This window comes from Paenibacillus albicereus (genome assembly GCF_012676905.1).
Classification (GTDB): Bacteria; Bacillota; Bacilli; order Paenibacillales; family Paenibacillaceae; genus Paenibacillus_O; species Paenibacillus_O albicereus.
On the sequence record NZ_CP051428.1, the window covers coordinates 2,380,237 to 2,406,787 of the forward strand.

Below are 26,551 nucleotides of genomic sequence, written 5' to 3' on the forward strand. Positions count from 1 at the left end.
GGAGGCACGAAACCGAGGCATTAAGTCGAAAAAATCGAGTTAGAGAGTGGTTGGAGGCACGAAACCGAGGCATTAAGTCGAAAAAATCGAGTTAAAGAGTGGCTAGAGGCACGAAGTCGAGGCAGCAAGTCGAATTAATCGAGTTACTCGTGTGCCCAGAAGGCGAAACGACTGGAGTTGCGCGGAAAAACCGAGTAACTCGGGTACACGGAAGGCGAAACGACTGGAGTTGAGCGGAAAAACCGAGTAACTCGGGTACACGAAGGCGAAACGATCGGAGTTGCGCGGACTAACCGAGTAACTTGGGTACATGCAGTCTGGACGCGCGCTTCGTCTTGCAGAGCGACCCGGTCCCGCCTGGTTCCGACAGCATGCGAAGAGGCAACCTCGCGTATACGCAAAAAAGTTGCCACGGTTCCCTTTTTTTCGCAACTTTTCGGGATAGATCGCGTCTAATCGATTGCCTGACTTTGCCAACGTCCACTGCCGCCGGGCGGGCAAGGCGGGTGAATCCGTTTTTCGAGGTGAATGATGAAAAAAGCAGTTCTGATGCTGGTGTTTTTCGTAGCAGCGTTATCCATGTTCGCTTCGGTCACTTCCGCAGCGAGCAAGGCTCCAAAGCTGTTCCTGAACGGCCTGGAGCTTCAGTCGGCATCGGCGCCGCGGATCGACAAGAGCACGACGTTTATTCCGATCCGTACGGTAGCCGAAGGGATGGGCTTTGACGTAACGTGGGACAAGGCGGCAAAAAAGGCAGTCATACATAACGGAGACAGCCTCATCGAGCTCGTCGTCGGCAGCAAGTCGTCCGTCGTCAACGGCTCGAAGATCGTGCTGGCGACGCCGGCGAAGATCGTCGGCAGCGGAGCGGCCAGCACGACGATGGTGCCCTTGCGGTTCGTGAGCGAGAACATGGGCCTGGAAGTGTACTATGACGCGCCTGCCAAGTCGGTCTATCTGTTCCAGCCGTCGACGCAGGAGCCTACAGCTCCAGGCACGGACGGCGGCACGGGCCAGCCCGGCACCGGCGGCACCGGCAGCCAGCCGGATCCCGGCACTGGCGGCACGACTCCGGGCGACGGCGACGGGGGCAGCTCCGGCGGCGGCACGATTCCGGCTGACGCGCAGGCGCTCGTCACGTCGATCCAGTACGACGGCATCGGCACGACGAGCATCGCCTATCAGGGCATCGCGACCGTAGGCGAGCCGCAGGTCCTCAGCGGACCCGACCGGATCGTGCTGGACATTCCGGCAGCTGCGTTCGCGGATGCGTTCACCCCGGGCTACTCGGCGACGACGGCCAAGATGGGCGAGATCGTCACGGACAATTCGCTCGTGACCAAGATCCGCTTCTCCCATTACTCGGACAAGCCGTCCACGGTCCGGGTCGTCTGGGATCTCCAGGCTGCGGCGCAGTATACGCTCACCAAGTCCGAAGGCCTCCTGCAGCTGAGCGTCCTCGGCGCGAGCGAGCCGGTTCCTCCGGTTCCGACGACTCCGTCGGGCGACAAAATCTTCAAGGTCGTCATCGACGCGGGACACGGCGACCAAGATCCGGGCGCGATCGGCATCACCGGCAAGACGGAGAAATCGTTCAATCTGGCGATCGCCCTCAAGGTGAACGAGCTGCTCAAGAAGGAAGCTCGCATCGAGCCCATCCTGACGCGCTCGGACGATACCTTCATCCCCCTGGAAGAGCGGGCGGCCATCGCCAACAGGCTGAACGCGGACGTGTTCATCTCGATTCACGCGAACGCGCTCAAAGGCTCCTCGGCTTCCGGGACCGAAACCTACTACAATCGAGCGGACAGCAAGACGCTCGCTGACATCATCCAAAAGCATCTGCTCGCTGCGACCGGGCTTCCGAACCGCAAGGTGCAGACGGCTGGCTTTGTCGTCATCAAGAAAACGACCATGCCGGCGGTGCTGACGGAATCCGGCTTCCTCACGAACAGCAAGGACAACGCGATCCTGTTCGACGAGAACAAGCAGAACGAGATCGCGCAAGCGCTCGTCCGCGGAATCAAGGAATATCTGAAGCTGTAAGGAGGCGACAAAGCCATGATGCAGCCGAAACGAAGGCTTGCGGCGCTGTTGGCCGCTGCTGCCGTCGCCGCCGCGCTCGCGGGCTGCGGCGCCAAAGCGCCGGAGAGCGGAGGAGCGGGGGCGTCCAGCCCGTCGCCTTCTCCATCTCCATCGCCTGCCGCGTCCGCGTCCCCATCGTTGCCGCCGTCTTCGCAGACGGCCGAAGGCTCCGGCGAAGGAGCTTCGGCCGGCGCAGGGACGGAGGCGGGCATGAAGAAAGCGACGATCAAGATTTACCAGACCGATGCCGAGCTGCTCGGGCTCAAGGAGTTCAAAGCGGAGATCGAATACGAAGACGCTGCGGGCAAGCTGGCCGCCGCGCTGAAGGCGCTCGCCGGAGCGGATCGCGACGGCCACCAGTCCTTATGGCAAGGCGTGGAGTTCCGTTCCGTGCAGCTCAAGGACGGCGCGGCGCAGGTCGATCTGACCTTGCCGGACGAAGCCCGCCTGGGCGGACCGGGAGAGCAGCTTGCCATCGACTCGCTGGCGCGCACGACGTTCCAATTTCCCGAGATCCAGTCGCTGGACGTGACCGTGGACGGCGAGGCCGTCGAGAGCCTGATGGGCCACGTCGAGCTGCAGCATCCGATCTTGCGCGATTCGTACGAAAGCACTCCATAAGCGCCGTTTTGTTTTCATTCCATTCATAGGGGAGAGCCGGAACAGATGCCACTGAGTACAAAAGCTTATCGATTCGCCACGGGCATGATCGCCCTCTCCCTCCTGGCTGGAGGACCTGCCGCTGCTAACGCAGCGGCTTCTTCCGTGTCCGGAGGGACAGCCGCGGCCGCAGCGGCCGGATCCTTTTTCTCCGACGTCAAGATCGGACACTGGGCGGAGCGCAGCATCATGAAGCTGGCTCTGCAAGGCATCATCGTCGGCAACCAGGGGCAGTTCCGCCCGTCGGCTTCCGTGAGCCGCCAGGAAGCCGTCGTCATGGCGCTGCGCTTCATGGGCAAGGAGAAGGAGATCGACGCCTCGCAGGCGGTCGTCTTCCCGGATTCGTTCCGGGTGAACAACTACTACAAGCCGTATGTCGTGCTGGCGCTGAAGCTCGGCCTGCTGAGTCAGGAAGAGGAGTTCAAGCTGGCCGACTCCCAGCCGAAGCAGGAGTGGGGCGCCTCTGCGGCATCGCGCGAATGGATCACGAAGCTCATCGTTCGCGCCGCGGGCAAGCAGCAGCTGGCCCAGGAGCTGGCCGCCAAAAGCTCCGGCTTCCAGGACGCCTCCGCCATCAGCGCCGGTTATGCCGGCTATGTCAACGCCGGCGTATCGCTCGGACTCGTCAAAGGCGTGACGGCGCAGAAATTCGACCCCGTCTCGGCGGTCAACCGCGCCTCGGCGGCTACGCTGTTCAGCCGAGCGCAGACGCTGGCTCCCGTTTCCTACCCAGGCGAGACGGAGGGCGTGCTCACGGCAGTTAGCGGAACGACCGCGACGGTGTATACCGATGACGGATTCCGTACGTTCAATCTCGCCGCGGATGCCCGCTTCTACCGCTTCGACGGCGAGACGGCGCTGAAGTCCTCGGCCGAGCTGCAGCTGTACACGCATGTGCAGGTGCTGGGCGGCGGCACGGACGCGCTTTACGTGGAGCAGACCGACACGGAGCAGCAGGTCAAGTCGACCGAAGGCACGATCAAGCAGATCGCTGCGGGCCAGAATACGATATGGCTGTGGGACGGACAGAACATGATCGGCGTCACCTACGACTCGTCGCTCGCGATCAAGTCTCAGGAAGGCGCGAAGCTGGAGCTGGCCGATCTCAAGACGGACAGCCAGGTCATCGTCAAGACGGATACGTTCCGCGACAAGCCGGGCGCGCTCGAGATCGTCGTCAAGTCGGCTCCGGTCTCCAAGGAAGGCAGCGGCACCGTCGCGGCCGCGGCCAGCGGCATGCTGACGGTCAAGACGTCGACGGGCGCCGACGAGACGTGGCCGGGAGCGGCAGGACTCGTCGTGCTCGGCTGGGACGGCCGCGCGCTGGAGGGAGGCCTGGCCGGCCTGACGGCGGGCGATGCGGTAAGCTACTCCGTCAAGGACAGCCAGGTCGTGTCGGTCAAGGTGACGGATACGACGGTGCGCGGCGCGAGCGGCTCGTTCAGCGCGTTTACAGGAGACATCCTTACCTACACGTCCAACGGCAAGCTGCAGTCGAGCTATCTGGCGGACAACGTGACGCTGACGATTCCGGGCGTGGAGCAGCCGGTGCTCGGCGACCTGTACAAGGATGACCAGCTGGAGCTGTCGCTCGACGCGGCAGGCAAGGTGACGTCGATCACGGTCAAGAACCGTTCGCTGACGACGCTGACCGGGGCGGAGGTGCTTAGCTACAGTCCCGAGCAGAAGGCTCTTACCGTCAAGGGCACGAACGGCAAGCTCGCGGCGCTGCAGGTGACGGACAAGACGCGCGTCGAGCTGAACGGCACGACCGTGCCGCTAGCGACGGCGACAGGTATGCTCCGCCAGGGGCAGCGCGTGACGGTCGGCTATTCCGGCAGCGACGCCGTGCTCATCCGTTTCGTCTACCAGTACTCCGGCACGATCGGCCTGCTCAACACGGCGACCAAGACGCTGGCGCTGTCGCTGGACGACGGCACGTCGGCGACGCTTCCGTTCGACGCGCTCTCGGTCGACTGGTACGGCAAGAGCGGCGCGACGATCGCCGACGTCAAGGTCGGCATGCGCGTTACCGCCAGCCTGGACACGAACCAAGCCAAGGCGACGAGCCTGCGGGTCCATCAGGGCGTGCAGTACAAAATCTCGTCGGTCGATGCGGCGAACAAGATCCTCGGCCTGCAGCCGGCGTCCGGCAGTGGCATCGCGCTCAGCGCGGGCAGCCTGCCGCTCCGAGGCGACGACGGCGCGACGGTTCCATTCGCCTCGCTGGCGGCGGGCGGCACGGTCAACGTCACCTATGCGGGCCAGACGCCTTCGTCGCTCACGCTTGTGACGGTCCGCTACGGCGTCGTCACGCAGGTCGGTGGCAGCTCCGTCACCGTGCAGGAATACGGCGGCTCGGCACGCACGATCGAGCTCGGCAGCGGCTACAGCATCGTTAAGAACGGAGCCGTTAGCGGCAGCGTCGCGGCGCTGGCCGCAGGCGATCGTGTCGAGACTCGCAAAAGCGCCGACGGAGCCGTCGTCATCGAAGCGAATGCGGGCGTCAAGAAGACGTTCTGGAAAATGGAGAACGGCCAGCTGCTCGTGAAGCGCGCCTCGCTGACCGACAACAGCTACCGCTTCACGCTCGCCGAAGGCGCGGCCGTCACCGCCAGCGGGCAGCCAATCGCGCTCGGCGCCCTAGCCGATGGCGACGCCGTCACGCTGTATGTGTTCGGAGGCAAGCTGCTGGAGGTCGTCAAAGGCTGAAAACCGAAGATTTTCGCAACAAAGCGCCGCGAGGCGCTTCTTTTTTTGCGCGTAAAGCCTTTTTCGGTTGCGCCGGACGGACAGATTCGGTACACTTTGAACGATAGTGCAACTAGGGAGAGAGCGTTCCAATGAAAGCTTCCGATAAAATCCGGTTCATTCTAGACACGATGGCCGAGCTGTTTCCGGACGCGCATTGCGAGCTGAACCACGAGAACGCGTTCGAGCTGACGATCGCGGTGCTGCTGTCCGCGCAGTGCACGGACGAGACGGTGAACCGCGTGACGGCGGATCTGTTCCGCAAATACCGCTCGCCGGAGGATTACCTTCAGGTCGAGCTGGCCGAGCTGGAGCAGGACATCCGGCGCATCGGCCTGTTCCGCACCAAGGCCGCGAACATCCAGAAGCTGTGCCGGATCGTGCTGGAGCGGCACGGCGGCGATGTTCCCCGCACGCATGAGGAGCTGACCGAGCTGCCCGGCGTCGGGCGCAAGACGGCCAACGTCGTCGTCAGCAACGCGTTCGGCGTGCCGGCGATCGCGGTGGATACGCATGTGGAGCGGGTGTCCAAGCGGCTCGGGCTGGCCAAGCCCGACGATTCCGTGCTTGAGGTCGAGAAGAAGCTGATGCGCCGCGTTCCCCGCGAGGAATGGACGCTGACCCATCATCGCTTCATCTTTTTCGGGCGCTACCATTGCAAGGCCCAGCAGCCCAAATGCGACATCTGCCCGCTCATCGAGCTGTGCAAGGAAGGCCAGCGGCGCATGAAGGCGGTCCCCGCTGCCAAGCCTAGATCCAAGAAGGAAGCCGCCGCGAGGCGCGAGGCTTCCAACCTTTAAGCGAAGGATGATGAACAATGAAATGCATCAGCGTATTCACGAATGACTTCGGTCTGTTCTCCGATATCTACGAGCAGGTGATGGAAGCTCCTCCGGGAGAGAACGAGGATCTCGTCATCGAAGGCGTCACGGTAAGCGGCTCCGGCGATCTGCCGGCCCAATACCTGGAGCGCATGCGCCAGAAGCCGGAGGTCGTCGTCATGCGCGAGAAGCAGCGTAACATCACGATCCTGCAGCACGGCAATGTGTTCGAGATCTGCATCCCGACGGATGAGGATGAGGAAGCGCCGGCCGTCTAAGCCGGAGCTGACGCCTGCCGATGCGCAGGCGGTTCGATTGCAGCATCAGCCGTCCCTGCCGCCCGGGGACGGCTGTTTTGCGCTTTTTGGGTCATAGACAGATCCGGCGGGCGAAGCGGAGAGGAGAATGGCGACATGGCTCATGGGGAAGCAGCAACGTTGCGCAAAGGCCAGGAGGAAGCCGAGCAGCTCGGCCGATCGGCGGAGAAGCTGGCTGCCTTGCTTCGCGAGCAGGGTGAACAGGAGCTGGCGGGAAGAGCCCGCCAGCTGGAGGAGAAGCTGGAGGCCGGACGGCTGTCGGTCGCGTTCTGCGGCCATTTCTCGGCGGGCAAGTCGACGCTCGTCAACGCGCTGTGCGGCGTGCGGCTGCTGCCGTCCAGCCCGATTCCGACCAGCGCCAACGTCGTGACGATCGCGTCGGGAGAGCCGGCGCGGGCGGTCATCCAGGCGGTCGTGGACGGGGAGGAGCGGACGATCGAGGCCGACCCGCTGCGGCTGGAGGACTATTGCAAGAACGGGGAGGTCTTCCGCAGCGTCGATCTGATCTACCCGGCGACCGGCTTCGGCCGGCAGACGACGCTGCTCGATACGCCGGGCATCGACTCGACCGACGACGCTCACCGGATGGCGACCGAGTCGGCGCTGCATCTGGCCGATGTCGTGTTCTACGTGATGGACTACAACCATGTCCAGTCGGAGATCAACTTCGAGTTCGCCAAAGGGCTGAAGGACTGGGGCAAGCCGCTCTATCTGATCGTCAATCAGATCGACAAGCATCGCGAAGAGGAGCTTCCGTTCGCCGAGTACAAGCGCAGCGTGGAAGAGGCGTTCCGCAGCTGGCATCTGGAGCCGGCGGGCACGCTCTATCTGTCGCTGCGCGAGCCGGACCATCCGCAGAGCCAGTTCGACGAGCTCAAGCGGCTGCTCGCGGAGCTGGAGGGGCAGCACTCGGAGCTGGCCGTCTGGAGCGTGCATGCCTCGCTCCGCCATCTCGCCCGCAGCTGGCTGAAGCAGCGGCTGGAAGGCGAAGAAGCCGAGCGGGAGCGGCTCGGGCTTGAGGCCGGACCGGAGGAGGAGCGTGCCGGCCTCGAAGCCGCGATGCGGGAGCTGGAGCAGGCCGCGGACGGAGCGGTGAGGGGTCCGCAAGCGCTGGAGGCTTCGCTGCAGGCGGACATCGGCAAGATTCTCGACAACGCCAACCTGATGCCGGCGGCCACCCGGGACATCGCCGCCTTGTTCCTGGAGAGCCGCAAGCCGGGGTTCAAGACGGGCCTGCTGTTCGCTGCGGCCAAGACGGCGGCGGAGCAGGAGCGGCGCGCTACGGCGTTCGAGGAGGAGCTCGGCCGTCAGGTGCAGGCGGAGGCCGTCTGGCATCTGGCCGATCTGCTGCGCAAGGCGGCGGATCGCGAAGGGCTGCAGGGACCGGAGCGCCAGCAGTGGGAAAGCGGCCTCGAGTCGGCGCTCGCCTGGCGGCCCGATGCCGCTTGGCTGGCGGCGCAGGTGAGCGGCGGCGCCGTGTTCGGGGGCGAGTACACGATCGTCTACTGCCGCGATGCCGCCGCGCAGATCAAGGCGCAGCTGAAGCGCGGCGCCTATGATGCGGCCGCGTCGCTCGCGGCTGCCGCGCGGCCGCGCTACGTCGCAGCGGCCGAGGCGGCGCGCGCCGAGCTGGCCGCGCTCGGCGGCCAGGCTGCGGCGCTCGCGGGCCTCGCCGCGCTCGGCGAGGCCGCCGCGCAGCGCGAGGCGCGCGCGCAGGCGCTGCTGCCTGCGGCGCCCGCGCGTCCGGCGCTGCCGGCGCGCCGCAGGCGCGCGACGCCGCAGCAGCAGCCTCCGCAGGCCGCGGCAGCGCCGCCGCGCCGGAGCCTGCGGCCGCCTCGGCGCCGGCCGCAGGCGCGCGCCGCGCCGCAGCGGCCGCCGGCGCAGCCGCCGCAGGCGCGCTCGCGCCGCAGCGTGCGGCCGCCGCGCGCCTGCGCGCGGCGGCGGAGCTGCTCGCGCCGGAGCCGGCGCTGGCCGCGGCGGCGGAGGCGATGCGCGCCCGCGCCGAGCGCCTCGGCGCGAGCCGCTTCACGATCGCGCTGTTCGGCGCGTTCAGCGCGGGCAAGTCCTCGCTCGCCAACGCGCTCATCGGCGAGCGGGCGCTGCCCGTGTCGCCGAATCCGACGACCGCGGCGATCAACCGCATTCTCGCGCCGACGGAGGAGCAGCCGCACGGCACGGCCCGCGTCAGCATGAAAGGCCGCGAGGCGATGCTGGACGATCTGCGCTTCTCGCTGTCGCTGCTCGGCGAGGACGCCTCCGGCATCTCCGAGCGGGAGGTGCTGAAGCGGATCGCCGCGCTCCGACCGGACGGCATCCATGCCGCCGGGCGGCCGCATTACAGCTTCCTCAAGGCGGCCGAGGCCGGCTGGGACGAGCTGGCGCCGCAGCTCGGCGAGGTACTGCGCGTCGGAGAAGAGGAGTACCGCCGCTACGTCGCGGAAGAGAGCCGCTCCTGCTTCGTGCGCGAGATCGAGCTGTTCTACAGCTCGCCGCTGACGGACCAGGGCATCGTGCTCGTCGACACGCCGGGCGCGGATTCGGTGAACGCCCGCCATACCGGCGTCGCCTTCAACTACATCAAGAACGCCGACGCGATTTTGTTCGTCACGTACTACAACCATGCGTTCTCGCAGGCGGACCGGCAATTCCTGATGCAGCTGGGGCGGGTCAAGGATCAGTTCGAGCTCGACAAGATGTTCTTCCTCGTCAATGCTGCCGACCTCGCCGCATCGCCGGAGGAGCTGGACGACGTGCTGAAGCATGTCGAATCGAACCTGCTGCAGCACGGCATCCGCCGACCGCGCCTGTTTCCGGTGTCGAGCCTGCTCGGGCTCAAAGGCAAGCAAGGAGCGCACGAGGCGGCGCTCGAGGCTTCGGGCATCCCGGCCTTCGAGCAGAGCTTCCTCGGCTTCACGCGCGGCGAGCTGGGCCGGCTGGCCGTGCAGGCGGCAGACGGCGAGCTGGAGCGCGCCGCGCATACGATCCGCGGCTGGATCCAAGCGGCGGAGGGCGATGCCGACACGCGGCGCCGCGAGCGCGAGCGGCTCGAGGAGCTGCGCGTCCCTGCCGCGGACGCCGCCGCCGTCATCGCCGACGCGCCTCCTGCGGCCGAGCTGGAGAAGGAGCTGCGCGAGCTGTTCCACTATATCCAGCAGCGGATCCGGTACGGCTTCGGGGACTTCTTCAACTATGCCTTCAATCCGTCGAGCCTGCAGGACGACGGCCGCGACCTGAAGAAGGCGGTCTGGACGTCCTGGCTCGAGCTGCAGCGGCTGCTCCAGCTGGAGCTGAGCCAGGAGCTGCTCGCGACGACGCTGCGGCTCGAGACGGCCGCCTCCGCGCTGATCCGCGTCCGTGCGGAAGCGGCGGCGGCAAGGCTGGCCGTGCTGCTGCCGGGCTTCCAGGCGCCGCCGTGGGAAGCGCCGGGATTCGCCGCTCCGCCGGAGCCGGCCGCATGGCAGTCCGTCTCCGTGCAGCCCAAGCGGCTGCAGAGCCTGTTCCGCAGCCCGCGCTCCTTCTTCGAGGGAGAAGGCAAGAAGGCGCTGCGCGAGGAGCTGGAGGAGACGATCTCCCCGGAAATCCGCCACTGGATGGAAGATGCAGCGGCGCAGTGGCTTGCCCACTACCGCTTCGGCCTCGAATCCGGCCTCGCCGCGGCGGCCGAAGCGCTGCGCCTGTCGTTCCAGCGCGAGCTGGACGGCCGCCTCGGCTCGATGCGCGATGGCGGGAGCCTCGATTCCCTGCGCGGGCTCGAGCGGCGTCTCGCAGAGCTGCTTCGCGAGGCGGGCTGATCCAAGCCGCCTCCGGTCCAACCCAAAGAGGATGTCCTTCCGAGCCGCCTTGCGCGGCGGAGAGGACATCTTTTTTTGCGCTTCCTGGGCCTGCCTGTGCGAGCGGATTTCAAAGCGGGGTAAAATTTTTTTTCTCCTTTTCTTCTGAAACAGATAAAAACGCGCAAATGTGTCGCAAACGTGACGATTCATCGAGGAAAAAGAGAATAATCCCCCTCACGCTCCGTTTCTTCCCTTTTAGCGGAGCAGAGTGCTGAATATGGCCGCTGATGGCGTTTGCCGCCCCTGGAGGATGCTGATAACATACGTCCATGTCAGCACTGAAATCGGAACTAAAACCTAACTAACGGGGGAGAGAGCAAACTTGGAGGTTTTCAGGCAACTCAAGCCTTACTACTGGGTGGAGCGGAAATTCATCTTCGCGTCCATCCTCTGCCTGGCCGCAGCTACCGCGCTCGGACTGGTCTATCCGAACCTGCTGCGGTACCTGATCGATGACGTCGTCAAGCCGCAAAACTGGGAGCCGGTGCCGCTGCTGTCGCTGGCCGTCGTCTTCGTGGTCTCGCTGAAAGGCTTCATGAACTTCCTGAGCGGCTTTTTCGGCGGCCGGCTCGGCAACCGGGTCGCCTATCGGCTGCGGAACGCCAGCTACGCCAAGCTGCAGGAACTGAGCTATCCGTATTACGACACGGCCAAGACGGGCGACTTGATGAGCCGCCTGACGGCCGATCTGGAGGCGATCCGCCAGTTCATCGGCTTCGGCTTCGCGCAAGTGCTCAACGTCTTCCTCATGATCCTGTTCGGCGGCATCATGATGCTGACGATGGACTGGCAGCTGACGCTCGTTACGCTCGTCGCGATTCCCTTCCTGGCCTTCACCGCCGTGCGCTTCGAGAAAAACATCCATCCGGCGTTCCGCGAGATGCGCCAGGCGCTCAGCCACATGACGACGGCCGTCCAGGAAAACATCACCGGCGTCCGCACGGTCAAGTCGTTCGCGCGCGAGTCCCACGAGGTCGAGAAATTCTCGGCGCGCAGCGCGGAATATCAGACGAACCAGGTCGGCGCGGCGACGATCTGGGCCCGATACTTCCCGCTGATGGAGCTGCTGGCCAACGTAAGCGTCGTCATCCTGCTGATCTTCGGCGGCATGCGCGTCATCGACCAGCATCTGACGCTCGGCGAGCTGGTCGCGTTCTTCAGCCTCATCTGGTACATCATCGGCCCGATGTGGGGCATCGGCTTCCATATCAACAACTACACGCAGTCCAAGGCGTCCGGCGAGCGGGTGCTGGAGCTGCTGAACCAGTTCGTGCATGTGAAAAGCGTACCCGACGCCGTCGTGCTCGACAAAGACCATGTCAAAGGGCATGTCCGCTTCGAGAACGTCACGTTCAATTACGCGGACAAGGAGCCGGCCGTAGTGGACATCAGCTTCGACGCGCCTCCGGGCACCGTCATCGGCCTGCTCGGCGGCACCGGCTCCGGCAAGAGCACGATCATCCAGCTGCTCATGCACGCCTACAACGTCAAGCAGGGCAAGATTTCCGTGGACGGACTCGACATCCGCCAGCTCGACGTGCACAGCCTGCGCAGCCAGATCGCGACCGTATTCCAGGAAACGTTCCTGTTCTCCGCCTCGATCCGCGACAACATCGCCTACGCCGACAAGGACGCGACGATCGAGGAGATCGAGCGCGCGGCCAAGCTGGCCAAGGCGCATGACTTCATTATGGAGCTGCCGCTCGGCTACGACACGCTGGTCGGCGAGCGGGGCATGGGCCTCTCCGGCGGCCAGAAGCAGCGCATCGCGATCGCGCGCGCCTTGATCCGGAACCCGCATATCCTCGTGCTCGACGACGCGACAAGCGCGGTCGACATGGAGACGGAGCATGAGATCCAAGCCGGCTTCAAGGAGCTGATGAAGGGACGCACGACGTTCATCATCGCCCACCGAATCAGCTCGCTCAAGGACGCCGACGAGATTCTCGTGCTCGACAAGGGCCGCATCGTCCAGCGGGGCAAGCACGCGTCGCTCATCCGCCAGAGCGGACCGTACCGCGACGTCTACAACATCCAGTACGCCGACCGTCCTCAGCAGGACGACGAGCCCGCGCTGGGCAAGGGAGGAACCGCCTGATGGCACGCAGCGCAAAAGGGCCGGCCGCGACCGGCCTCGACGCCTCCATGCAGGAGGCCGCGCAGGCTCAGCGCCAGCGCTTCAAGTATACCGATGACGAGGTCATCGAGAAGCCGTTCAACTGGAAGCAGGTCCTGCGCCTGCTCTCCTATATGAAGCCTTACCGCAAGCAGCTCGTGCCGATGGTCGTCATGATGCTGCTCGGCACGCTGACGCGGCTGGCCGCTCCGGCCGTCATCATCCTGGCGATCGACGAGGCCATCGACAAGGGCGGCGGGGACAAGGGCCTGCTGCTGACCTACGGCGGCATCATGCTCGGCCTGTACGTCGTCCAGTGGGCCGCCAACACGATCCGCATCAAGTACACGAACGTTATCGGCCAGAAGGTCATCTACGATCTGCGCCAGCAGCTGTTCGAGCATATCCAGAAGCTCAGCTTCCGCTTTTTCGACAAGCGGCCGGCAGGCTCCGTGCTCGTGCGCGTCACCAACGACGTCAACTCGCTGCAGGACCTGTTCACGAACGGCGTCGTCAACCTGCTCATGGACTGCATCCAGCTGATCGGCATCGCCGCGATCCTGCTGATCTGGAACTTCCAGCTCGGCATCGCCGTCATGGTGACGGTGCCGCTCATGTTCATCGTCTCGGGCACGCTCCGCAAGCGCATCCGCTTCGCCTGGCAGGACGTGCGCATCAAGCAGTCGCGCATCAATTCCCATCTCAACGAGGCGATCCAAGGGATGAAGGTGACGCAGGCGTACGTCCAGGAGAAGGAGAACTACCAGTTCTTCGACCATATGAACACGATCAACAAGAAAAGCTGGGACCGCGCGTCCGCGCTCAACCAGACGTTCGGCCCGATCATCGAGGTGACGGCGGCGATCGGCACGCTCATCCTGTTCTGGTACGGCTCGCATCTGCTGCAGACGAACGTCATCACCGTCGGCCTGCTCGTCGGCTTCGCCAACTACATCGGCAACTTCTGGGACCCGATCAACCGGCTCGGCCAGATGTACAACCAGCTGCTCGTCGCGATGGCTTCCTCCGAGCGGATCTTCGAGTTCATCGACGAGGAGCCGACCGTCAAGGAGAGCGGCCGGGCGCGCATGCTGACCGGCATCAAGGGCGACGTGTCGTTCGACCGCATCGTCTTCGAGTACGAGAAAGGCCGCCCGGCGCTCAAGGGCATCTCGCTGGAGGTGAAGGCCGGCCAGTCGGTCGCCCTCGTCGGCCATACCGGCTCGGGGAAGAGCACGATCATCAACCTGCTCTGCCGGTTCTACGATCCCGTGGAGGGCGCCGTCCGCATCGACGGCCAGGACATCCGCGACGTGACGATCGAGAGCCTGCGCTCGCAGGTCGGCATCGTGCTGCAGGACACGTTCATCTTCTCCGGCACGATCCGCGACAACATCCGCTTCGGGCGGCTGACCGCGACCGACGAGGAGGTCGAGATGGCCGCCCGCGCGGTCAACGCGCATGAGTTCATCGTCTCGCTGCCCGACGGCTACGACACCGAGGTGCAGGAGCGCGGCAACGTGCTCTCGATGGGCCAGAGGCAGCTGCTCAGCTTCGCCCGCGCGCTGCTCGCCGATCCGGCGATCCTCATCCTCGACGAGGCGACGGCCAGCATCGACACGGAGACCGAGCTGAAGATCCAGGAGGCGCTCAAGACGCTCCTGGCCGGACGCACGTCGTTCATCATCGCGCATCGGCTCTCGACGATCCGCCATTGCGACAACATCGTCGTGCTGGACCATGGCCGCATCGTGGAGCAAGGCGACCATGACGCGCTCATGCGCCACGGAGGCACGTACCACGGCCTCATCGAGGCGCAGTACCGGTTCCTCAGCGCCTGATGCGGGGCAAGACAAAAAGCTGGCCTGCCCGTCCTGGAAAGGACGGGCAGGCCAGCTTTTTTCGGCATGCGGCAGCTTGCGGTTCGAAGACGTGTTGAAGTCCCTTTACGATGAGGCGGACAAGAAGGCGTCGAGGCGATCGAACGTGCCGCCAAAGCCTTGCTCGATCATGCTGGAGGAGGCGCGGAACAACGCAGCTTCCTCCGGCGTAGGCTCGCGGGGCTGCCGGTCATCCTAAGGCGCGTTCCGCCGTCCTCCTCGTCGAGCACGATCGTGTTGCGGATGAGCAAAGGCCAGTTCTCGTCGAAGAAGGCTCGCGCAATCCGTCCTTCCTCGTCGGAAAAGGCGTTGGTGAAGACGAGCCGCCCCGGACTCTCGATCTCCTTGAATTGAAGCACCCCCCACAGCGTCTGCCCTTCAGGCGAGGTCTGGCGGTAATGGAAGCGGCCGCCGGGCTCGATGCGGGCGGCGATCGCCGTCGTCTCGAAGCCGGCTGGCCCCCACCATTCGAGGAAGCGGTCCGATTGCGTGAAGGCTTGGAAGACGGCTTCGCGCGAGGCGCGGAAATGGCGGGTCAGGCCAAGCTCGGAAGAATCGGTCATGGCATGGCCTCCTTGAATTGGAAAGGAACGATGCGGACGAAAGATGCCGACGTCAATCGGGGGACTGCTGAAGCCGCTGCAGGTATCCGTCAAGCCGGTCCATCCGCTCTTCCCAGTCTCGGCGGAACGAGGAAGCCCAGGCTTCGAGCTCCTGGAAAGGCTTCGGCGCGAGCCGATAGATGCGGCGGTTGGCTGAAGCTTCCACCAGCAGCAGCCCGGCCTCGCTCAGCACCTTGAGATGCTTGGATGTCTGCGGCTGATTGAGGGAGAGCCGCTCCGCGATCTCCCCCACCGTGAGCGGGCCGGAGCGGAGCAGCTCGACGATCAGCAGCCGATTCGGCTCGGCCAGCGCTTGAAGGATCGATTTCATGCCCTAAACATACTTCCGGAGGAATATATCTGTCAAGGAAAACGCTTGTGTTCGCTTGATTTTTCAATAGACAGCGTCCAAAATGATAGGGATCATGTACCGGAAAATGGGAACAGGGGGAACTGAAATGTCGTATGGACCGCCGCTGTCTGAAGGGGCGCGCAAGCTGCTGCTGCTGGGCTCCGGAGAGCTCGGCAAGGAGGTCGTCCTCGAAGCGCAGCGGCTCGGCGTGGAGACGGTCGCTGTCGACCGTTATGCCAACGCTCCCGCGATGCAGGTGGCGCATCGCTCGCATGTGATCGACATGCTGGACCCGGAGCGGCTGCGCGGGCTGATCCTGCAGGAAAAGCCGGATCTGATCGTGCCGGAGATCGAAGCGATCGCCACGGGCACGCTCGTCGAGCTGGAGCAGGAAGGCTTCAAGGTGGTGCCTACGGCGCGAGCCGCGCGGCTGACGATGGATCGCGAGGGCATCCGGCGGCTGGCGGCGGAGACGCTTCGGCTGCCGACCGCATCGTACCGCTTTGCCGATTCGCTGGAGGAGATGCGGGCCGCCGTGCTGGAGCTCGGCCTGCCATGCGTCGTCAAGCCGATCATGAGCTCCTCGGGCAAGGGCCAGAGCGTCTGCCGTTCCGAGGCGGAGATCGAGAGCTGCTGGAACTACGCGATGGAGGGCGGCAGGGCCAAGAAAAAACGGGTCATCGTCGAAGGCTTCGTGCGCTTCGAGTCCGAGATTACGCTGCTGACGGTTCGTTCCGTCTCAGGGACGGCGTTCTGCCCTCCGATCGGACATGTGCAGCAGGACGGCGACTACATCGAGTCGTGGCAGCCGCATGCGATGAGCGAAGCGCAGCTGCGCGAGGCCGAGCGGATCGCGCTGGCCATCACCGAAGCGCTCGGGGGATGGGGGCTGTACGGCGTCGAGCTGTTCTTGACGGAGGACGGCGTCCTGTTCAGCGAGGTGTCGCCGCGGCCGCATGATACCGGCATGGTGACGATGGCGACGCAGGACCTGTCCGAGTTCGCGCTGCATGTCCGCGCCATCCTCGGCCTTCCGATCCCAGGCGTCCGGCTGCTGTCGCCAGGCGCGAGCCGCACGCTCAAGGCTGCTCGCGACAGCCGCTCGTTCGCCGTCGAAGGGCTGGAGCAGGCGCTCGCCGTACCGAGCGCGCAGGTGCGCGTATTCGGCAAGCCGGAGACGCGCAAAGGCCGACGCATGGCCGTCGCCCTCGCCTCCGGTCCGGATGCCGAGTCCGCGCGGGCCGCGGCTCGCCAGGCGGCGGAGTGCTTGTCGATTCGATACGATGGATAAGGGGGAGCAGGCCGACGCGGCCTGCTTTTTTCGTGCGCGCCCGACGCTCGATTCGGCCCTCGTCCGGCGGCTCCGCGATTCGCTGCTGAGGGAACAGACGCGCCGAAGGGATTGCGGACCGCATCATTTGCAAAAACTTGTCGCAAGCCTTATTTTTAGTAGATGATGCTATACCAAATGTTCACAATTCAAATTCGAGCAAGGGGAGCCGAAGAAAGATGAAGTCATCCGGCATATTATGGCGGGTCGTGGGTACGGCGGCGCTCGCCTCGACGCTGCTGCTCGCAGGCGGGTTCGCCTTCGCCATGCGCGACATGCTCGTCGTCACGCCTTCCGTGCAGCAGACGGCGCGCCAGGCTCCGGCAGAGGCCCGGTCCGGAGGCGAATACCTGCAGGCGGACGAGATCCTCGTGACGGCGCTCGGGGATTCCTTGACCAAGGGGGTAGGAGACAACAGCGGCCGCGGCTATGTCAAGCCGGTGCTCGAGCAGCTGGAGGCCGCGACCGGCAAGCCGGTGCAGCAGATCAACAATCTGGCCGTAAGCGGCTTGACCGCGGCGGAGCTCGACAAGATGCTGGCCGAGGACCGAGGCCTCGACAATCCGATCCGGCAGGCCAACCTGATCCTGCTGACGATCGGCGGCAACGACCTGTTCCGTCCCGTGCTGGAGGCGAGGGACGAAGGCGGCGGAGGCGACATCCCGCTGGACGAGATCGAGGCCCAGATTCCGGCAGCCGCAGCATCGCTCAAAAGCATCGTCGAGCGAATTCGCGCGGTCAATCCCAAGGCCACGCTCGTCTATGCCGGCCTGTACAATCCTTTCTACGACATCGCGGATCTGCGCGAAGGCAGCGCGGCCGTCCAGAAATGGAACGACGAGGCGTACCGCATTCTCGCCGAGGACGAGCATGCGGTGCTCGTCCCCGTCATGGATTTGTTCCAGCAGCGCTCGGCCGCCTATATGGCGTCCGATCATTTCCACCCCAATCAGGACGGCTACGCGCGCATCGCGCAGCGCATCGTGCAGGCGCTGACCTGACGGATGTCCGTCCCTGTCGGGCCAGATGAGCGAGAGACAAAAGGAGAGGACCTGCATGACGATTGATTACCCCGTTCGCAAAAGGACCCCGTCCCGCCCTTCGGCCGCCGCGCGGAGCGCCGCTCCGCAAGCGGGCGTCGCCTCCGGCGAGCCCGTGCTGGACGTGCGCGGCCTGAAAAAGAAAATCCGCCGAAAATGGATCATCCATGAAGTCGGCTTCCAAGTGTATCCCGGCGAGATTTTCGGCTTCCTGGGACCGAACGGCTCCGGCAAGACGACGACGATCCGCATGCTCGTCGACCTCATCAAGCCGACCGAAGGCGAGATTCGGATCGGCGGACACGATCTCGGCCGCGATCCGGAGAAAGCTCTGGCCGAGGTCGGCTGCATCGTGGAGAATCCGGAGATGTACCCTTACCTCACCGGCTGGGAGAACCTCGAACAGTTCGCCCGCATGCAGCCGGGCATCGGCGAGGACCGCATCCGCGAAGTCGTTGCGATCGTCCGTCTGGAGGATCGCATCCACGACAAGGTGCGCACATACTCGCTCGGCATGAGGCAGCGGCTCGGCATCGCGCAGGCGCTGCTCGGAAGCCCCAAGCTGCTCATTCTGGACGAGCCGACCAACGGTTTGGACCCGAAGGGCATCAAGGAGCTGCGGGAATTCATCCGCATGCTGTCGGAAACCGGCCTCAGCCTGTTCATCTCCAGCCATCTTCTGAGCGAGATCCAGCTCATGTGCGACCGCGTCGCGATCATCAGCGAAGGCCGGGTGCTCTCGGTCGGCCGGGTGGACGAGCTCGTCGGGCAGGCCGCGAGCTACGTCATGTGGCAGACCGATCGTCAGGAGGAGGCGAGAGCATTGCTCGCGGAGCAGCCGTCCGTCCGGCTGTACGGCGAGGACGAGCATCGGGTCGACGAGAGCGCGCTCGCGCATCTTCCCGGAGCGATCGTGACGACCGTGGACGATGAGGCGCTCCCGGATGTCGTGGAGCTGCTCGTGCGGCGAGGCATCGGCATCGAAGCGGTGCAGCGCGTCGCTCCGACGCTCGAGGAGCTGTTCTTGAGGCTGACGGAGGTGGAGGCCAGGTGAAGGGGATGCTTCCGCTCGTGCAGAACGAGACGCTGAAAATTTGGAAAAAGAAGCGGTTCTATGTTATCCTTCTAATCCTGCTGGTGCTCGTGCCGCTGTTCACCTATGCCCAGCTCCGGGTATCCCAGACGAATGCCGCCAACTTCAAGGATTGGCGCAACCAGATCCAGCAGCAGATCACCGACCTGCAAAATACGCTCGCGAGCGACCGCATGCCGGAGGAGTGGAAGAAGTACGACCGCATCAAGGTGCAGCAGCTGCAATATTACCTGGATCATGACATCAATCCGAACAGCCCGGACGCGGCCACGTTCACCCGCCAGTTCATGGCGAGCTCCGTGTCGATGTTCTTCCCGCTGCTCATCCTCGCGCTCTCGTCCGACCTCGTGTCGGGCGAGAGGACCGGAGGCACGATCAAGATGCTGCTGACCCGTCCGGTACGGCGCTGGAAAATCCTGATGAGCAAGCTCATCGCCTTGACGCTGTACGTTTCGCTGGCTATCCTGGCGACCGGCGCGGTATGCTATCTCATATCCGGAATCGTCTTCGGCTTCGGCGGCTGGACGATGCCGGTGTTCACCGGGTTCGTCATCGACGGCGCCTCGTTCGACTCGACGGGCGTGCACGCCGTTCCCCAGTGGGCATACATGCTCATGCAGAGCGGCCTCATCTGGATCAGCTGCATGACGATCGCGATCCTGTCCATGATGGTGTCGGTGCTCGTCCGCAGCACCGCGGCGAGCATCGTGACGATGATGGCGGCGGTCATCTCCGGCAGCATCCTCGCGGGCATGGCCTCCTCGTGGGAGACGGCGAAATATATCTTTTCCGTAAATATCGACCTGACCGACTATCTCGAGGGCACGCCGCCTCCGATCGCAGGCATGGACATCGGATTTTCCCTGACGGTGCTCGGCATCTGGGCGGCAGCCGCGCTCGCCGTATCGTTTGGCGTCTTTACGAAACAGGACATCTTGAATTAAAATAGCGTGAGTTATGGGCAGGAACAGCAAGGAACAGAAAAGGGGGACGCGTATGGCCGAACAACTGGACCTTTACGCAACCGAATCGGCGAATACGGCGAAAAGCCCTTCCTATGAAGCGGACGACATCCAGATTCTCGAGGGCCTGACCGCGGTGCGCAAGCGCCCGGGCATGTACATCGGCAGCACGACGAGCTCGGGCCTGCACCATCTCGTGTGGGAGATCGTCGACAACGCCGTGGACGAGCATCTGGCCAAGTTCTGCACGGAAATCGCCGTCACGCTGCACAAGAACGGCTCCGTGACCGTGCATGACAACGGACGAGGCATCCCGACCGGCATGCACAAGAGCGGCATTCCGACGCCGCAGGTCGTGTTCACAATCCTGCATGCGGGGGGCAAGTTCGGCGGCGGGGGCTACAAGAAATCCGGCGGCCTGCACGGCGTCGGCGCTTCGGTGACGAACGCCTTGTCGGAATGGCTCGAGGTGGAGATATTCCGCGACGGCAAGATACATAAGCAGCGGTTCGAATACTGGGTCGACAGCCAGGGCAAGGAGCATGTCGGCGAGCCGGTGACGGGCCTCGACGTGGTCGGCAATACGCGGCAGACCGGCACCAAGGTGACGTTCAAGCCGGATACGCGCGTATTCCACGGCAACACCTCGCTGAGCTTCGATACGCTCAGCGACCGGCTGCAGGAGATCGCCTTCCTGAACTCGGGGCTCAAGGTGACGATCCGCGACGACCGCAGCGGCCATGAGAACGTGTTCTACTACGAGGGCGGAGCGAAGCAGTTCGTCGAGTTCCTCAACGAGGAGAAGTCGGTGCTGCACGAGGCCGTGCGCTTCGCGGCGGAGAAGGACGACATCGAGGTCGAAGTCGCGCTGCAGTACAACGACGGCTATACGGAGACGATCGTCAGCTTCGTCAACTCGATCCCGACACGCGGGGGCGGCACGCACGAGACCGGCTTCAAGACGGCCTATACCCGCGTGCTCAACGATTACGCCAGGCGAGCGGGCCTTCTCAAGGAGAAGGACAAGAACCTCGAGGGCGGCGACCTGCGCGAGGGGATGATGTGCGTCATCAACATCAAGATGGCGGAGGTCGAATTCGTCGGGCAGACGAAGGACCAGCTCGGCAGCAGCTCCGCGCGCAGCGCGGTCGACTCCGTCGTCGCAGACAAGATGGCGGTCTTCCTGGAGGAGAATCCGCAGATCGGCCAGATGCTGCTCAAGAAGGCGATCCAGGCTTCGCGCGCTCGGGAAGCGGCTCGCAAGGCGCGCGAGGAGATCCGCAGCGGCAAGAAGCGCAGCGAGTCGTCCAATCTCGGCGGCAAGCTGACGCCGGCGCAGTCCAAGGATGCCTCTCGCAACGAGCTGTTCATCGTCGAGGGCGACTCCGCGGGCGGCTCCGCCAAGCAGGGCCGCGACTCCAAGTATCAGGCGATTCTGCCGCTCAAGGGCAAGCCGATGAATCCGGAGAAGGCCCGCCTCGCCGACATCCTCAAGAACGACGAGTACAAGGCGATCATCGCCGCGATCGGCGCGGGTGTCGGTCCGGAGTTCGAGGCGGAGGAGTGCAACTACAGCAAGATCATCATCATGACCGACGCCGATACGGATGGCGCGCACATCCAGGTGCTGCTGCTGACGTTCTTCTACCGGTACATGAAGCCGCTCATCGACACGGGCCGCATCTACATCGCCCAGCCGCCGCTCTACAAGATGTCCCGCAAGACCGGCAAGCTGCAGACGGTGCGGTATGCCTGGACCGACGAGCAGCTGCAGAACTACGGCAAGGAGATGGGCAAGGGCTTCGAGCTGCAGCGCTACAAGGGGCTCGGCGAGATGAACCCCGACCAGCTGTGGGAGACGACGATGAACCCCGAGTCCCGCACGCTGCTGCAGGTGCAGATCGACGATGCGGCCAAGGCGGAGCGGCGCGTATCGACGCTCATGGGAGACAAGGTGGACCCGCGCAAGCGCTGGATCATCGACAATGTCGACTTCACGGAATACGAGGAATAGGAGGAGAGGCTCATGAGTTTGAACGAGCAGTTTCTGCCGGCATTCCTCGAGGAAGTCGTCGGCGACCGGTTCGGACGCTACTCCAAATACATCATCCAGGACCGCGCCATCCCTGACGTGCGCGACGGCCTGAAGCCGGTGCAGCGGCGCATCCTGTACGCGATGTACGACGCCGGCAATACGCCGGACAAGCCGTACCGCAAGTCGGCCAAGACGGTCGGCGACGTGATGGGCAACTACCATCCGCACGGCGACTCCTCGATCTACGAGGGCATGGTGCGGATGGCGCAGCCGTGGAAGATGGGCCATACGCTCATCGACGGCCACGGCAACTGGGGCTCGCTCGACGACGATCCGGCGGCCGCGATGCGCTACACCGAGGCGCGCCTGTCGCCGATCGCGATGGAGCTGCTGCGCGACATCGAGAAGCGCACCGTGCTGTTCAAGGACAACTTCGACAACAGCACCAAGGAGCCGGTCGTGCTGCCGGCCCGCTACCCGAACCTGCTCGTCAACGGCGTCAGCGGCATCTCGTCCGGCTTCGCCACCGAGATTCCTCCGCATAACTTGCGCGAGGTGATCGATGCCTGCATCGCGCTCATGAACGACGGCACCCTGCCGCTCGAGGCGCTGATGGGCATCCTGAAGGGGCCGGACTTCCCGACGGGCGGCATCATCATGGGCGAGGAAGGCATCCGCGACGCTTATTCGACCGGCAAAGGCCGCATCCACCTGCGGTCGAAAACGGCCGTCGAGGAGCTGCGAGGCGGCAAGAAGATGATCGTCGTGACCGAAATTCCGTACCAGGTCGTCAAGTCGCGTCTCGTCACGGCGATGGAGAACATCCGCCTCGAGAAAAAAGTCGACGGCATCGCCGAGGTGCGCGACGAGAGCGGCCGCGACGGCCTGCGCATCGTCGTGGAGCTCAAGAAGGACGCGGATGCGGACGGCATTCTGGCTTACCTGCTCAAGAAGACCGACCTCCAGGTGACCTACAACTTCAATATGGTCGCGATCGTCAACAAAGCTCCTCGCCAGCTCGGCGTCAAGGAGATGCTGGCGGCGTACATCGACCATCAGAAGGAAGTCGTCACGTTCCGCACGCGCTATGAGCTGGAAAAGGCCGAGGACCGCGCGCATGTGCTCGAAGGACTGGTCAAGGCGCTGAACATCCTCGATGACGTCATCGCGGCGATCAAAGCGTCCAAAAACCGGTCTGACGCGCAGGACAACCTCGTCGCCAAGTTCGGCTTCAGCGAGCGCCAGGCCGATGCGATCCTGACGCTCCAGCTGTACCGCCTGACCAACCTCGAGATCACGTCGCTCGAAAAGGAGCTGCGCGAGATCGCGAAGCGCGTGCAGTACCTGCGCTCCATCCTGGACAGCGAGAAGAAGCTGCTCAAGGTCATCCAGGACGAGCTGCTGGAGATCCGCGAGAAGTACGGCATCGACCGCCGCTCCGAAATCCGCGGCCAGGTCGAGGAGCTGAAGGTCGGCCTCGAGGTGATGGTGAGCGCCGAGGACGTGCTCGTGACGATCAGCCGCGAAGGCTACGTCAAGCGGACGAGCCGCCTCAGCTTCGCGCGCAGCGGAGGAGAGCTGGATGCCTCCGGCCTCAAGGAAGGCGATGCGCTCCGCCATGTGCTGGAGTGCAATACGATCGACAGCCTGCTCGTCTTCACGCGCAAGGGCAGCTACTACCTGCTGCCGGTGTACCAGATTCCGGACTTCAAGTGGAAGGACGCGGGCACGGCGATCGTCAACGTCATCCCGATTCCGAAGGAGGACGGCATCGTCGCGGTGCTGCCGGTCAAGGACATCCAGCAGCCGGGGCAGTCGCTGTTCTTCTTCACGAAGCGCGGGCAGGTCAAGCGGACCGAGCTCAAGGACTATGCGACGAACCGCTCGACCGCCATCGCGGCCGTCAAGCTGGCGGAAGGCGACGAGGTCATCCAGGTGCTGCAGACAGCCGGGGAGCGCCATCTCGTGCTCGTCTCGCGCGCGGGAGCGGCAATCCGCTTCCCGGCGGCCGAGGTGAGCTTGATGGGCCGCGTCGCCGGCGGCGTGCGCGGCATCCAGCTCAAGGAAGGCGACGAGCTCGCCGCCGCGCTGGAGGCCGGACCGGACGACGAGGGCGAAGTGCTCGTCATCAGCGACCTCGGCTATGCCAAGCGCAGCCTGCTGGCCGATTATCCGGTCCAGGGCCGTGGGGGCAAAGGGGTCATCACCTTCGAATTCAAGGAAGGCAAGCGGGTCAAGCCGAACGGCTCGGCGCTCGTCGGCGCCTTCTACTGCAAGGAGCCGCGCGAGCTGAGCGCCTTGCTCTCCGGTGGCGGCGAGCAGCGCTTCCAGAGCGAGAAGACGCCGCTTGACGACCGCAAATCGGTCGGGCGCGCGATGGTCCAGGTCGACAAGAACGACGCCGTCCTGCAGCTGTTCCCGCGGCCGGAAATCAGCCAGGAGGGCTGATTCGGCGGCGGCAGTCCAGCGGACAGCGCCGCGAGGGCCTCGTCTGGCTGCCTCCGGCCTGTCAGCAAAATCAAAAGGGACGAAGCGGAGAGTTCTCCGCTTCGTCCCTTTTGGCTTGTTGAGGGCCGTACAATCGCTCCCTAGGCTTGGCGGGCGACGATGTAGCCCTCGGCCTTGAGCAGCTCGGCGATCAGCACGGCGCCGCCGGCTGCCCCGCGAAGCGTGTTGTGCGAGAGGCCGACGAACTTGAAGTCGTAGAGCGAATCCTCCCGCAGCCGTCCGGCGCTGATGCCCATGCCGTTCTCGATGTTCCGGTCCAGGCCGGTCTGCGGGCGGTTGTCTTCCTCGAAGTAGGTGATGAACTGCTTCGGCGCGCTAGGCAGCTCGAGCTCCTGCGGACGGCCGCTGAAGGAGGCCCAGCGGTCCAGGATGTCCTGCTTGCTCGGCTTGGTCTCGAAGGTCACGAAAACGGTCGCCAGATGGCCGTCCGCCACCGGGACGCGGATGCACTGGGTCGTGATGGCCGGCTCGGACGCCTTGACGATCGCGCCGTCCTCGACCTTGCCCCAGATGCGCAGCGGCTCCTGCTCGCTCTTCTCTTCCTCTCCGCCGATGTAGGGTATGACGTTGTCGATCATCTCCGGCCAGTCGCCGAACGTCTTGCCCGCGCCGGAGATCGCCTGATAGGTGCTGGCGACGACCTGCTTCGGCCCGAACTCCTGGAGCGCGGTCAGCATCGGAACGTAGCTCTGGATGGAGCAGTTCGGCTTGACGGCGATGAAGCCCGTCTCCGTGCCGAGGCGCTGGCGCTGGGAGGCGATGACCTCCAGATGCTCCGGGTTGATCTCGGGAATGACCATCGGGACGTCGGCCGTCCAGCGATGGGCGGAGTTGTTGGAGATGACGGCGACGCCGGCTTTGGCGTAGGCCTCTTCGAGCTGCTGGATTTCCTGTTTCTTCATGTCGACGGCGCAGAAGATCACGTCGAGCTCCGCGGCGACCTCCTCGACCTTGGACGCGTCCTGCACCTGGATCGCCTTGACGGCTTCGGGCATCGGCGATTCGAGCTTCCAGCGGCCGCGCACCGCTTCCTCATAGGACTTGCCGGCGGAGCTCGCGCTGGCCGCGATCGCCGTCACCTCGAACCAAGGATGCTGGTCCAGCAGGGCGACGAAGCGCTGGCCGACCATGCCGGTTCCGCCTACGATACCGGTTCTGAGCTTTTGTGTCATGGACATTCAACCCTCTCTATGCGAACGGAATAAATGTAATGATTATACCAAGCAAGCCCGCAAGGGTTCAATGCTTTACCGAAAAAAAGAGGCTCGCAAGGAGCCTCTCAGTCATACGGCCGATCGTCGGAAGGCTCCAGCCGGTCGATCACATGCAAGAGCGCTTCCAGCAGCACCCATAGCGGAACCGGCTCGTCAGGGCGCTCCAGCAGCTCGGGATCCTTGATGATGCCATAAGCACGGATTTTGCGGATCACCGCTTCCTTGTGCTCTTCCATGATGATCACCCTTTCGCCTTCTGTCGCCTTCATCTCTTGCATCCTATGTCAACCTCTGTCTAATGGTTCGGAAAGAGATCGATTAAGGTCTAGAATTATTAATCCAATTAACCTTTCTTTCGACAAAGTCGGATGGTATAATCAGGAATTAGCAGAGGACAGACCTGTCCTGTCGGCCAATCAATTCTAGAAAGCGGGTGCAGGCATTGATTACAGAGGATTTCGCAAGGCTGTGGATCAAGATTTCGAAGGAATGGAAGCATCATCTGGAGGAACAGCTGCTTCCCCAGCTGACGGAAGGACAGCTGAACGTGCTCGAGCTGCTGCAAAGGCATCAGCCGATGAAGCCGTCGGAGCTGCTCCAGCACCTGCAGACGACGCCGGCCGCGATCACGACCTTGCTCGACCGGATGGAGAAGGGCGGCTTGATCGAGCGCAGCCGCGATTCTTCCGACCGGCGCATCGTCTGGGTGAAGATGACGAGCCACGGCGAGAACGAGGTCAAGCGGGGCGTGGAGATCCGCGAGGAGTTCCTCAAGGGAGCGCTCGACCGCATCTCCTCCCATAATCAGCAGCTGCTCGTCTACCTGCTCGGCAAGGTCGCCAACGCGGGATGATCGCCTGCATGCCGCGGTTCCCGTGCGGCTAGGACAGGCAGCGAGGGCGCTGATCGCCTGCGCCGTCTTTTATATCAGCCGCACGCCAAAAGGCCGAGC

General features: G+C 64.2%; 20 protein-coding genes. 16 read left to right on the forward strand and 4 right to left on the reverse strand.

All coding sequences use genetic code 11. The features are described 5' to 3' along the window. Window positions 1-579 precede the first annotated feature (579 nt). From HGI30_RS10510 to HGI30_RS10545, 9 genes are all read left to right on the forward strand, one after another. Window positions 580-2,046 (forward strand): N-acetylmuramoyl-L-alanine amidase, encoded by a 1,467-nt coding sequence (locus tag HGI30_RS10510; protein ID WP_168907515.1) that lies wholly within the window; start codon window positions 580-582, stop codon window positions 2,044-2,046. Window positions 2,047-2,061: 15 nt separating this feature from the next. Then, window positions 2,062-2,706 carry a GerMN domain-containing protein gene (locus tag HGI30_RS10515; protein WP_168907516.1) on the forward strand — a complete coding sequence of 215 codons (645 nt, stop codon included), beginning with the start codon at window positions 2,062-2,064 and terminating at the stop codon, window positions 2,704-2,706. Between the two features lie 45 nt (window positions 2,707-2,751). Beyond that, on the forward strand, window positions 2,752-5,457 hold the full coding sequence (locus tag HGI30_RS10520; RefSeq protein WP_168907517.1) for an S-layer homology domain-containing protein: 2,706 nt from the start codon (window positions 2,752-2,754) through the stop codon (window positions 5,455-5,457). A 131-nt stretch (window positions 5,458-5,588) separates the two neighbouring features. After that, a complete protein-coding gene (gene nth, locus HGI30_RS10525; protein WP_168907518.1) occupies window positions 5,589-6,296 on the forward strand; it encodes an endonuclease III in 708 nt (235 codons plus the stop codon). Window positions 6,297-6,313: 17 nt separating this feature from the next. Continuing rightward, on the forward strand, window positions 6,314-6,595 hold the full coding sequence (locus HGI30_RS10530) for an NAD/NADP transhydrogenase alpha subunit (protein ID WP_168907519.1): 282 nt from the start codon (window positions 6,314-6,316) through the stop codon (window positions 6,593-6,595). A 135-nt stretch (window positions 6,596-6,730) separates the two neighbouring features. After that, window positions 6,731-8,827 (forward strand): dynamin family protein, encoded by a 2,097-nt coding sequence (locus tag HGI30_RS23575; protein ID WP_168907520.1) that lies wholly within the window; start codon window positions 6,731-6,733, stop codon window positions 8,825-8,827. Further along, window positions 8,719-10,425: a dynamin family protein gene (locus HGI30_RS23225; RefSeq protein WP_328805285.1), complete on the forward strand. Its 1,707-nt coding sequence runs from the start codon at window positions 8,719-8,721 to the stop codon at window positions 10,423-10,425. Before HGI30_RS23575 ends, HGI30_RS23225 begins: the two co-directional genes overlap by 109 nt. A gap of 364 nt (window positions 10,426-10,789) precedes the next feature. After that, a complete protein-coding gene (locus tag HGI30_RS10540; protein WP_168907521.1) occupies window positions 10,790-12,565 on the forward strand; it encodes an ABC transporter ATP-binding protein in 1,776 nt (591 codons plus the stop codon). Between the two features lie 47 nt (window positions 12,566-12,612). Beyond that, window positions 12,613-14,424 (forward strand): ABC transporter ATP-binding protein, encoded by a 1,812-nt coding sequence (locus HGI30_RS10545; RefSeq protein ID WP_235680428.1) that lies wholly within the window; start codon window positions 12,613-12,615, stop codon window positions 14,422-14,424. 167 nt (window positions 14,425-14,591) lie between these two features. Here the strand turns inward: HGI30_RS10545 and HGI30_RS10550 are convergent, their stop codons facing one another. Both HGI30_RS10550 and HGI30_RS10555 read right to left on the reverse strand, forming a co-directional pair. After that, the gene (locus HGI30_RS10550) at window positions 14,592-15,026 is read right to left on the reverse strand and encodes an SRPBCC family protein (protein WP_168907523.1); all 435 of its coding nucleotides are present in this window, start codon (window positions 15,024-15,026) and stop codon (window positions 14,592-14,594) included. Between the two features lie 52 nt (window positions 15,027-15,078). Further along, window positions 15,079-15,396, reverse strand: coding sequence for an ArsR/SmtB family transcription factor (locus HGI30_RS10555; RefSeq protein WP_168907524.1), 318 nt, complete (start codon window positions 15,394-15,396; stop codon window positions 15,079-15,081). Window positions 15,397-15,523: 127 nt separating this feature from the next. Here HGI30_RS10555 and purT point away from each other — a divergent pair, with 127 nt between their 5' ends. The 6 genes from purT to gyrA all read left to right on the forward strand — a co-directional run bounded on the left by purT (window position 15,524) and on the right by gyrA (window position 24,325). Next, window positions 15,524-16,708 carry a formate-dependent phosphoribosylglycinamide formyltransferase gene (gene purT / locus HGI30_RS10560; protein ID WP_168907525.1) on the forward strand — a complete coding sequence of 395 codons (1,185 nt, stop codon included), beginning with the start codon at window positions 15,524-15,526 and terminating at the stop codon, window positions 16,706-16,708. 218 nt (window positions 16,709-16,926) lie between these two features. Continuing rightward, window positions 16,927-17,748, forward strand: coding sequence for a GDSL-type esterase/lipase family protein (locus HGI30_RS10565; RefSeq protein ID WP_168907526.1), 822 nt, complete (start codon window positions 16,927-16,929; stop codon window positions 17,746-17,748). Between the two features lie 55 nt (window positions 17,749-17,803). Further along, entirely contained in the window at window positions 17,804-18,841 is a 1,038-nt protein-coding gene (locus HGI30_RS10570) for an ABC transporter ATP-binding protein (protein WP_235680379.1), read from the forward strand. Further along, window positions 18,838-19,824, forward strand: coding sequence for an ABC transporter permease (locus tag HGI30_RS10575; RefSeq protein WP_168907528.1), 987 nt, complete (start codon window positions 18,838-18,840; stop codon window positions 19,822-19,824). The genes HGI30_RS10570 and HGI30_RS10575 overlap by 4 nt, the downstream gene beginning before the upstream one ends. 52 nt (window positions 19,825-19,876) lie before the next feature. After that, window positions 19,877-21,856, forward strand: coding sequence for a DNA topoisomerase IV subunit B (parE, locus tag HGI30_RS10580; protein WP_168907529.1), 1,980 nt, complete (start codon window positions 19,877-19,879; stop codon window positions 21,854-21,856). Between the two features lie 12 nt (window positions 21,857-21,868). Beyond that, window positions 21,869-24,325, forward strand: coding sequence for a DNA gyrase subunit A (gyrA, locus tag HGI30_RS10585; protein WP_168907530.1), 2,457 nt, complete (start codon window positions 21,869-21,871; stop codon window positions 24,323-24,325). A 140-nt stretch (window positions 24,326-24,465) separates the two neighbouring features. Here the strand turns inward: gyrA and asd are convergent, their stop codons facing one another. Next, window positions 24,466-25,557, reverse strand: coding sequence for an aspartate-semialdehyde dehydrogenase (gene asd / locus HGI30_RS10590; RefSeq protein ID WP_168907531.1), 1,092 nt, complete (start codon window positions 25,555-25,557; stop codon window positions 24,466-24,468). Between the two features lie 107 nt (window positions 25,558-25,664). After that, the gene (locus HGI30_RS10595) at window positions 25,665-25,844 is read right to left on the reverse strand and encodes a hypothetical protein (RefSeq protein ID WP_168905837.1); all 180 of its coding nucleotides are present in this window, start codon (window positions 25,842-25,844) and stop codon (window positions 25,665-25,667) included. Window positions 25,845-26,041: 197 nt separating this feature from the next. Here HGI30_RS10595 and HGI30_RS10600 point away from each other — a divergent pair, with 197 nt between their 5' ends. After that, a complete protein-coding gene (locus HGI30_RS10600; protein ID WP_168907532.1) occupies window positions 26,042-26,452 on the forward strand; it encodes a MarR family winged helix-turn-helix transcriptional regulator in 411 nt (136 codons plus the stop codon). Window positions 26,453-26,551: the final 99 nt, after the last annotated feature.

Coding starts and splice junctions, on each gene's coding strand:
- HGI30_RS10510 (WP_168907515.1), top strand. CDS start 580: ATGTTCGCTTCGGTCACTTCCGCAGCGAGCAAGGCTCCAAAGCTGTTC.
- HGI30_RS10515 (WP_168907516.1), top strand. CDS start 2,062: ATGATGCAGCCGAAACGAAGGCTTGCGGCGCTGTTGGCCGCTGCTGCC.
- HGI30_RS10520 (WP_168907517.1), top strand. CDS start 2,752: ATGCCACTGAGTACAAAAGCTTATCGATTCGCCACGGGCATGATCGCC.
- nth (WP_168907518.1), top strand. CDS start 5,589: ATGAAAGCTTCCGATAAAATCCGGTTCATTCTAGACACGATGGCCGAG.
- HGI30_RS10530 (WP_168907519.1), top strand. CDS start 6,314: ATGAAATGCATCAGCGTATTCACGAATGACTTCGGTCTGTTCTCCGAT.
- HGI30_RS23575 (WP_168907520.1), top strand. CDS start 6,731: ATGGCTCATGGGGAAGCAGCAACGTTGCGCAAAGGCCAGGAGGAAGCC.
- HGI30_RS10545 (WP_235680428.1), top strand. CDS start 12,613: ATGCAGGAGGCCGCGCAGGCTCAGCGCCAGCGCTTCAAGTATACCGAT.
- HGI30_RS10550 (WP_168907523.1), bottom strand. CDS start 15,026: ATGACCGATTCTTCCGAGCTTGGCCTGACCCGCCATTTCCGCGCCTCG.
- HGI30_RS10555 (WP_168907524.1), bottom strand. CDS start 15,396: ATGAAATCGATCCTTCAAGCGCTGGCCGAGCCGAATCGGCTGCTGATC.
- purT (WP_168907525.1), top strand. CDS start 15,524: ATGTCGTATGGACCGCCGCTGTCTGAAGGGGCGCGCAAGCTGCTGCTG.
- HGI30_RS10565 (WP_168907526.1), top strand. CDS start 16,927: ATGAAGTCATCCGGCATATTATGGCGGGTCGTGGGTACGGCGGCGCTC.
- HGI30_RS10570 (WP_235680379.1), top strand. CDS start 17,804: ATGACGATTGATTACCCCGTTCGCAAAAGGACCCCGTCCCGCCCTTCG.
- parE (WP_168907529.1), top strand. CDS start 19,877: ATGGCCGAACAACTGGACCTTTACGCAACCGAATCGGCGAATACGGCG.
- gyrA (WP_168907530.1), top strand. CDS start 21,869: ATGAGTTTGAACGAGCAGTTTCTGCCGGCATTCCTCGAGGAAGTCGTC.
- asd (WP_168907531.1), bottom strand. CDS start 25,557: ATGACACAAAAGCTCAGAACCGGTATCGTAGGCGGAACCGGCATGGTC.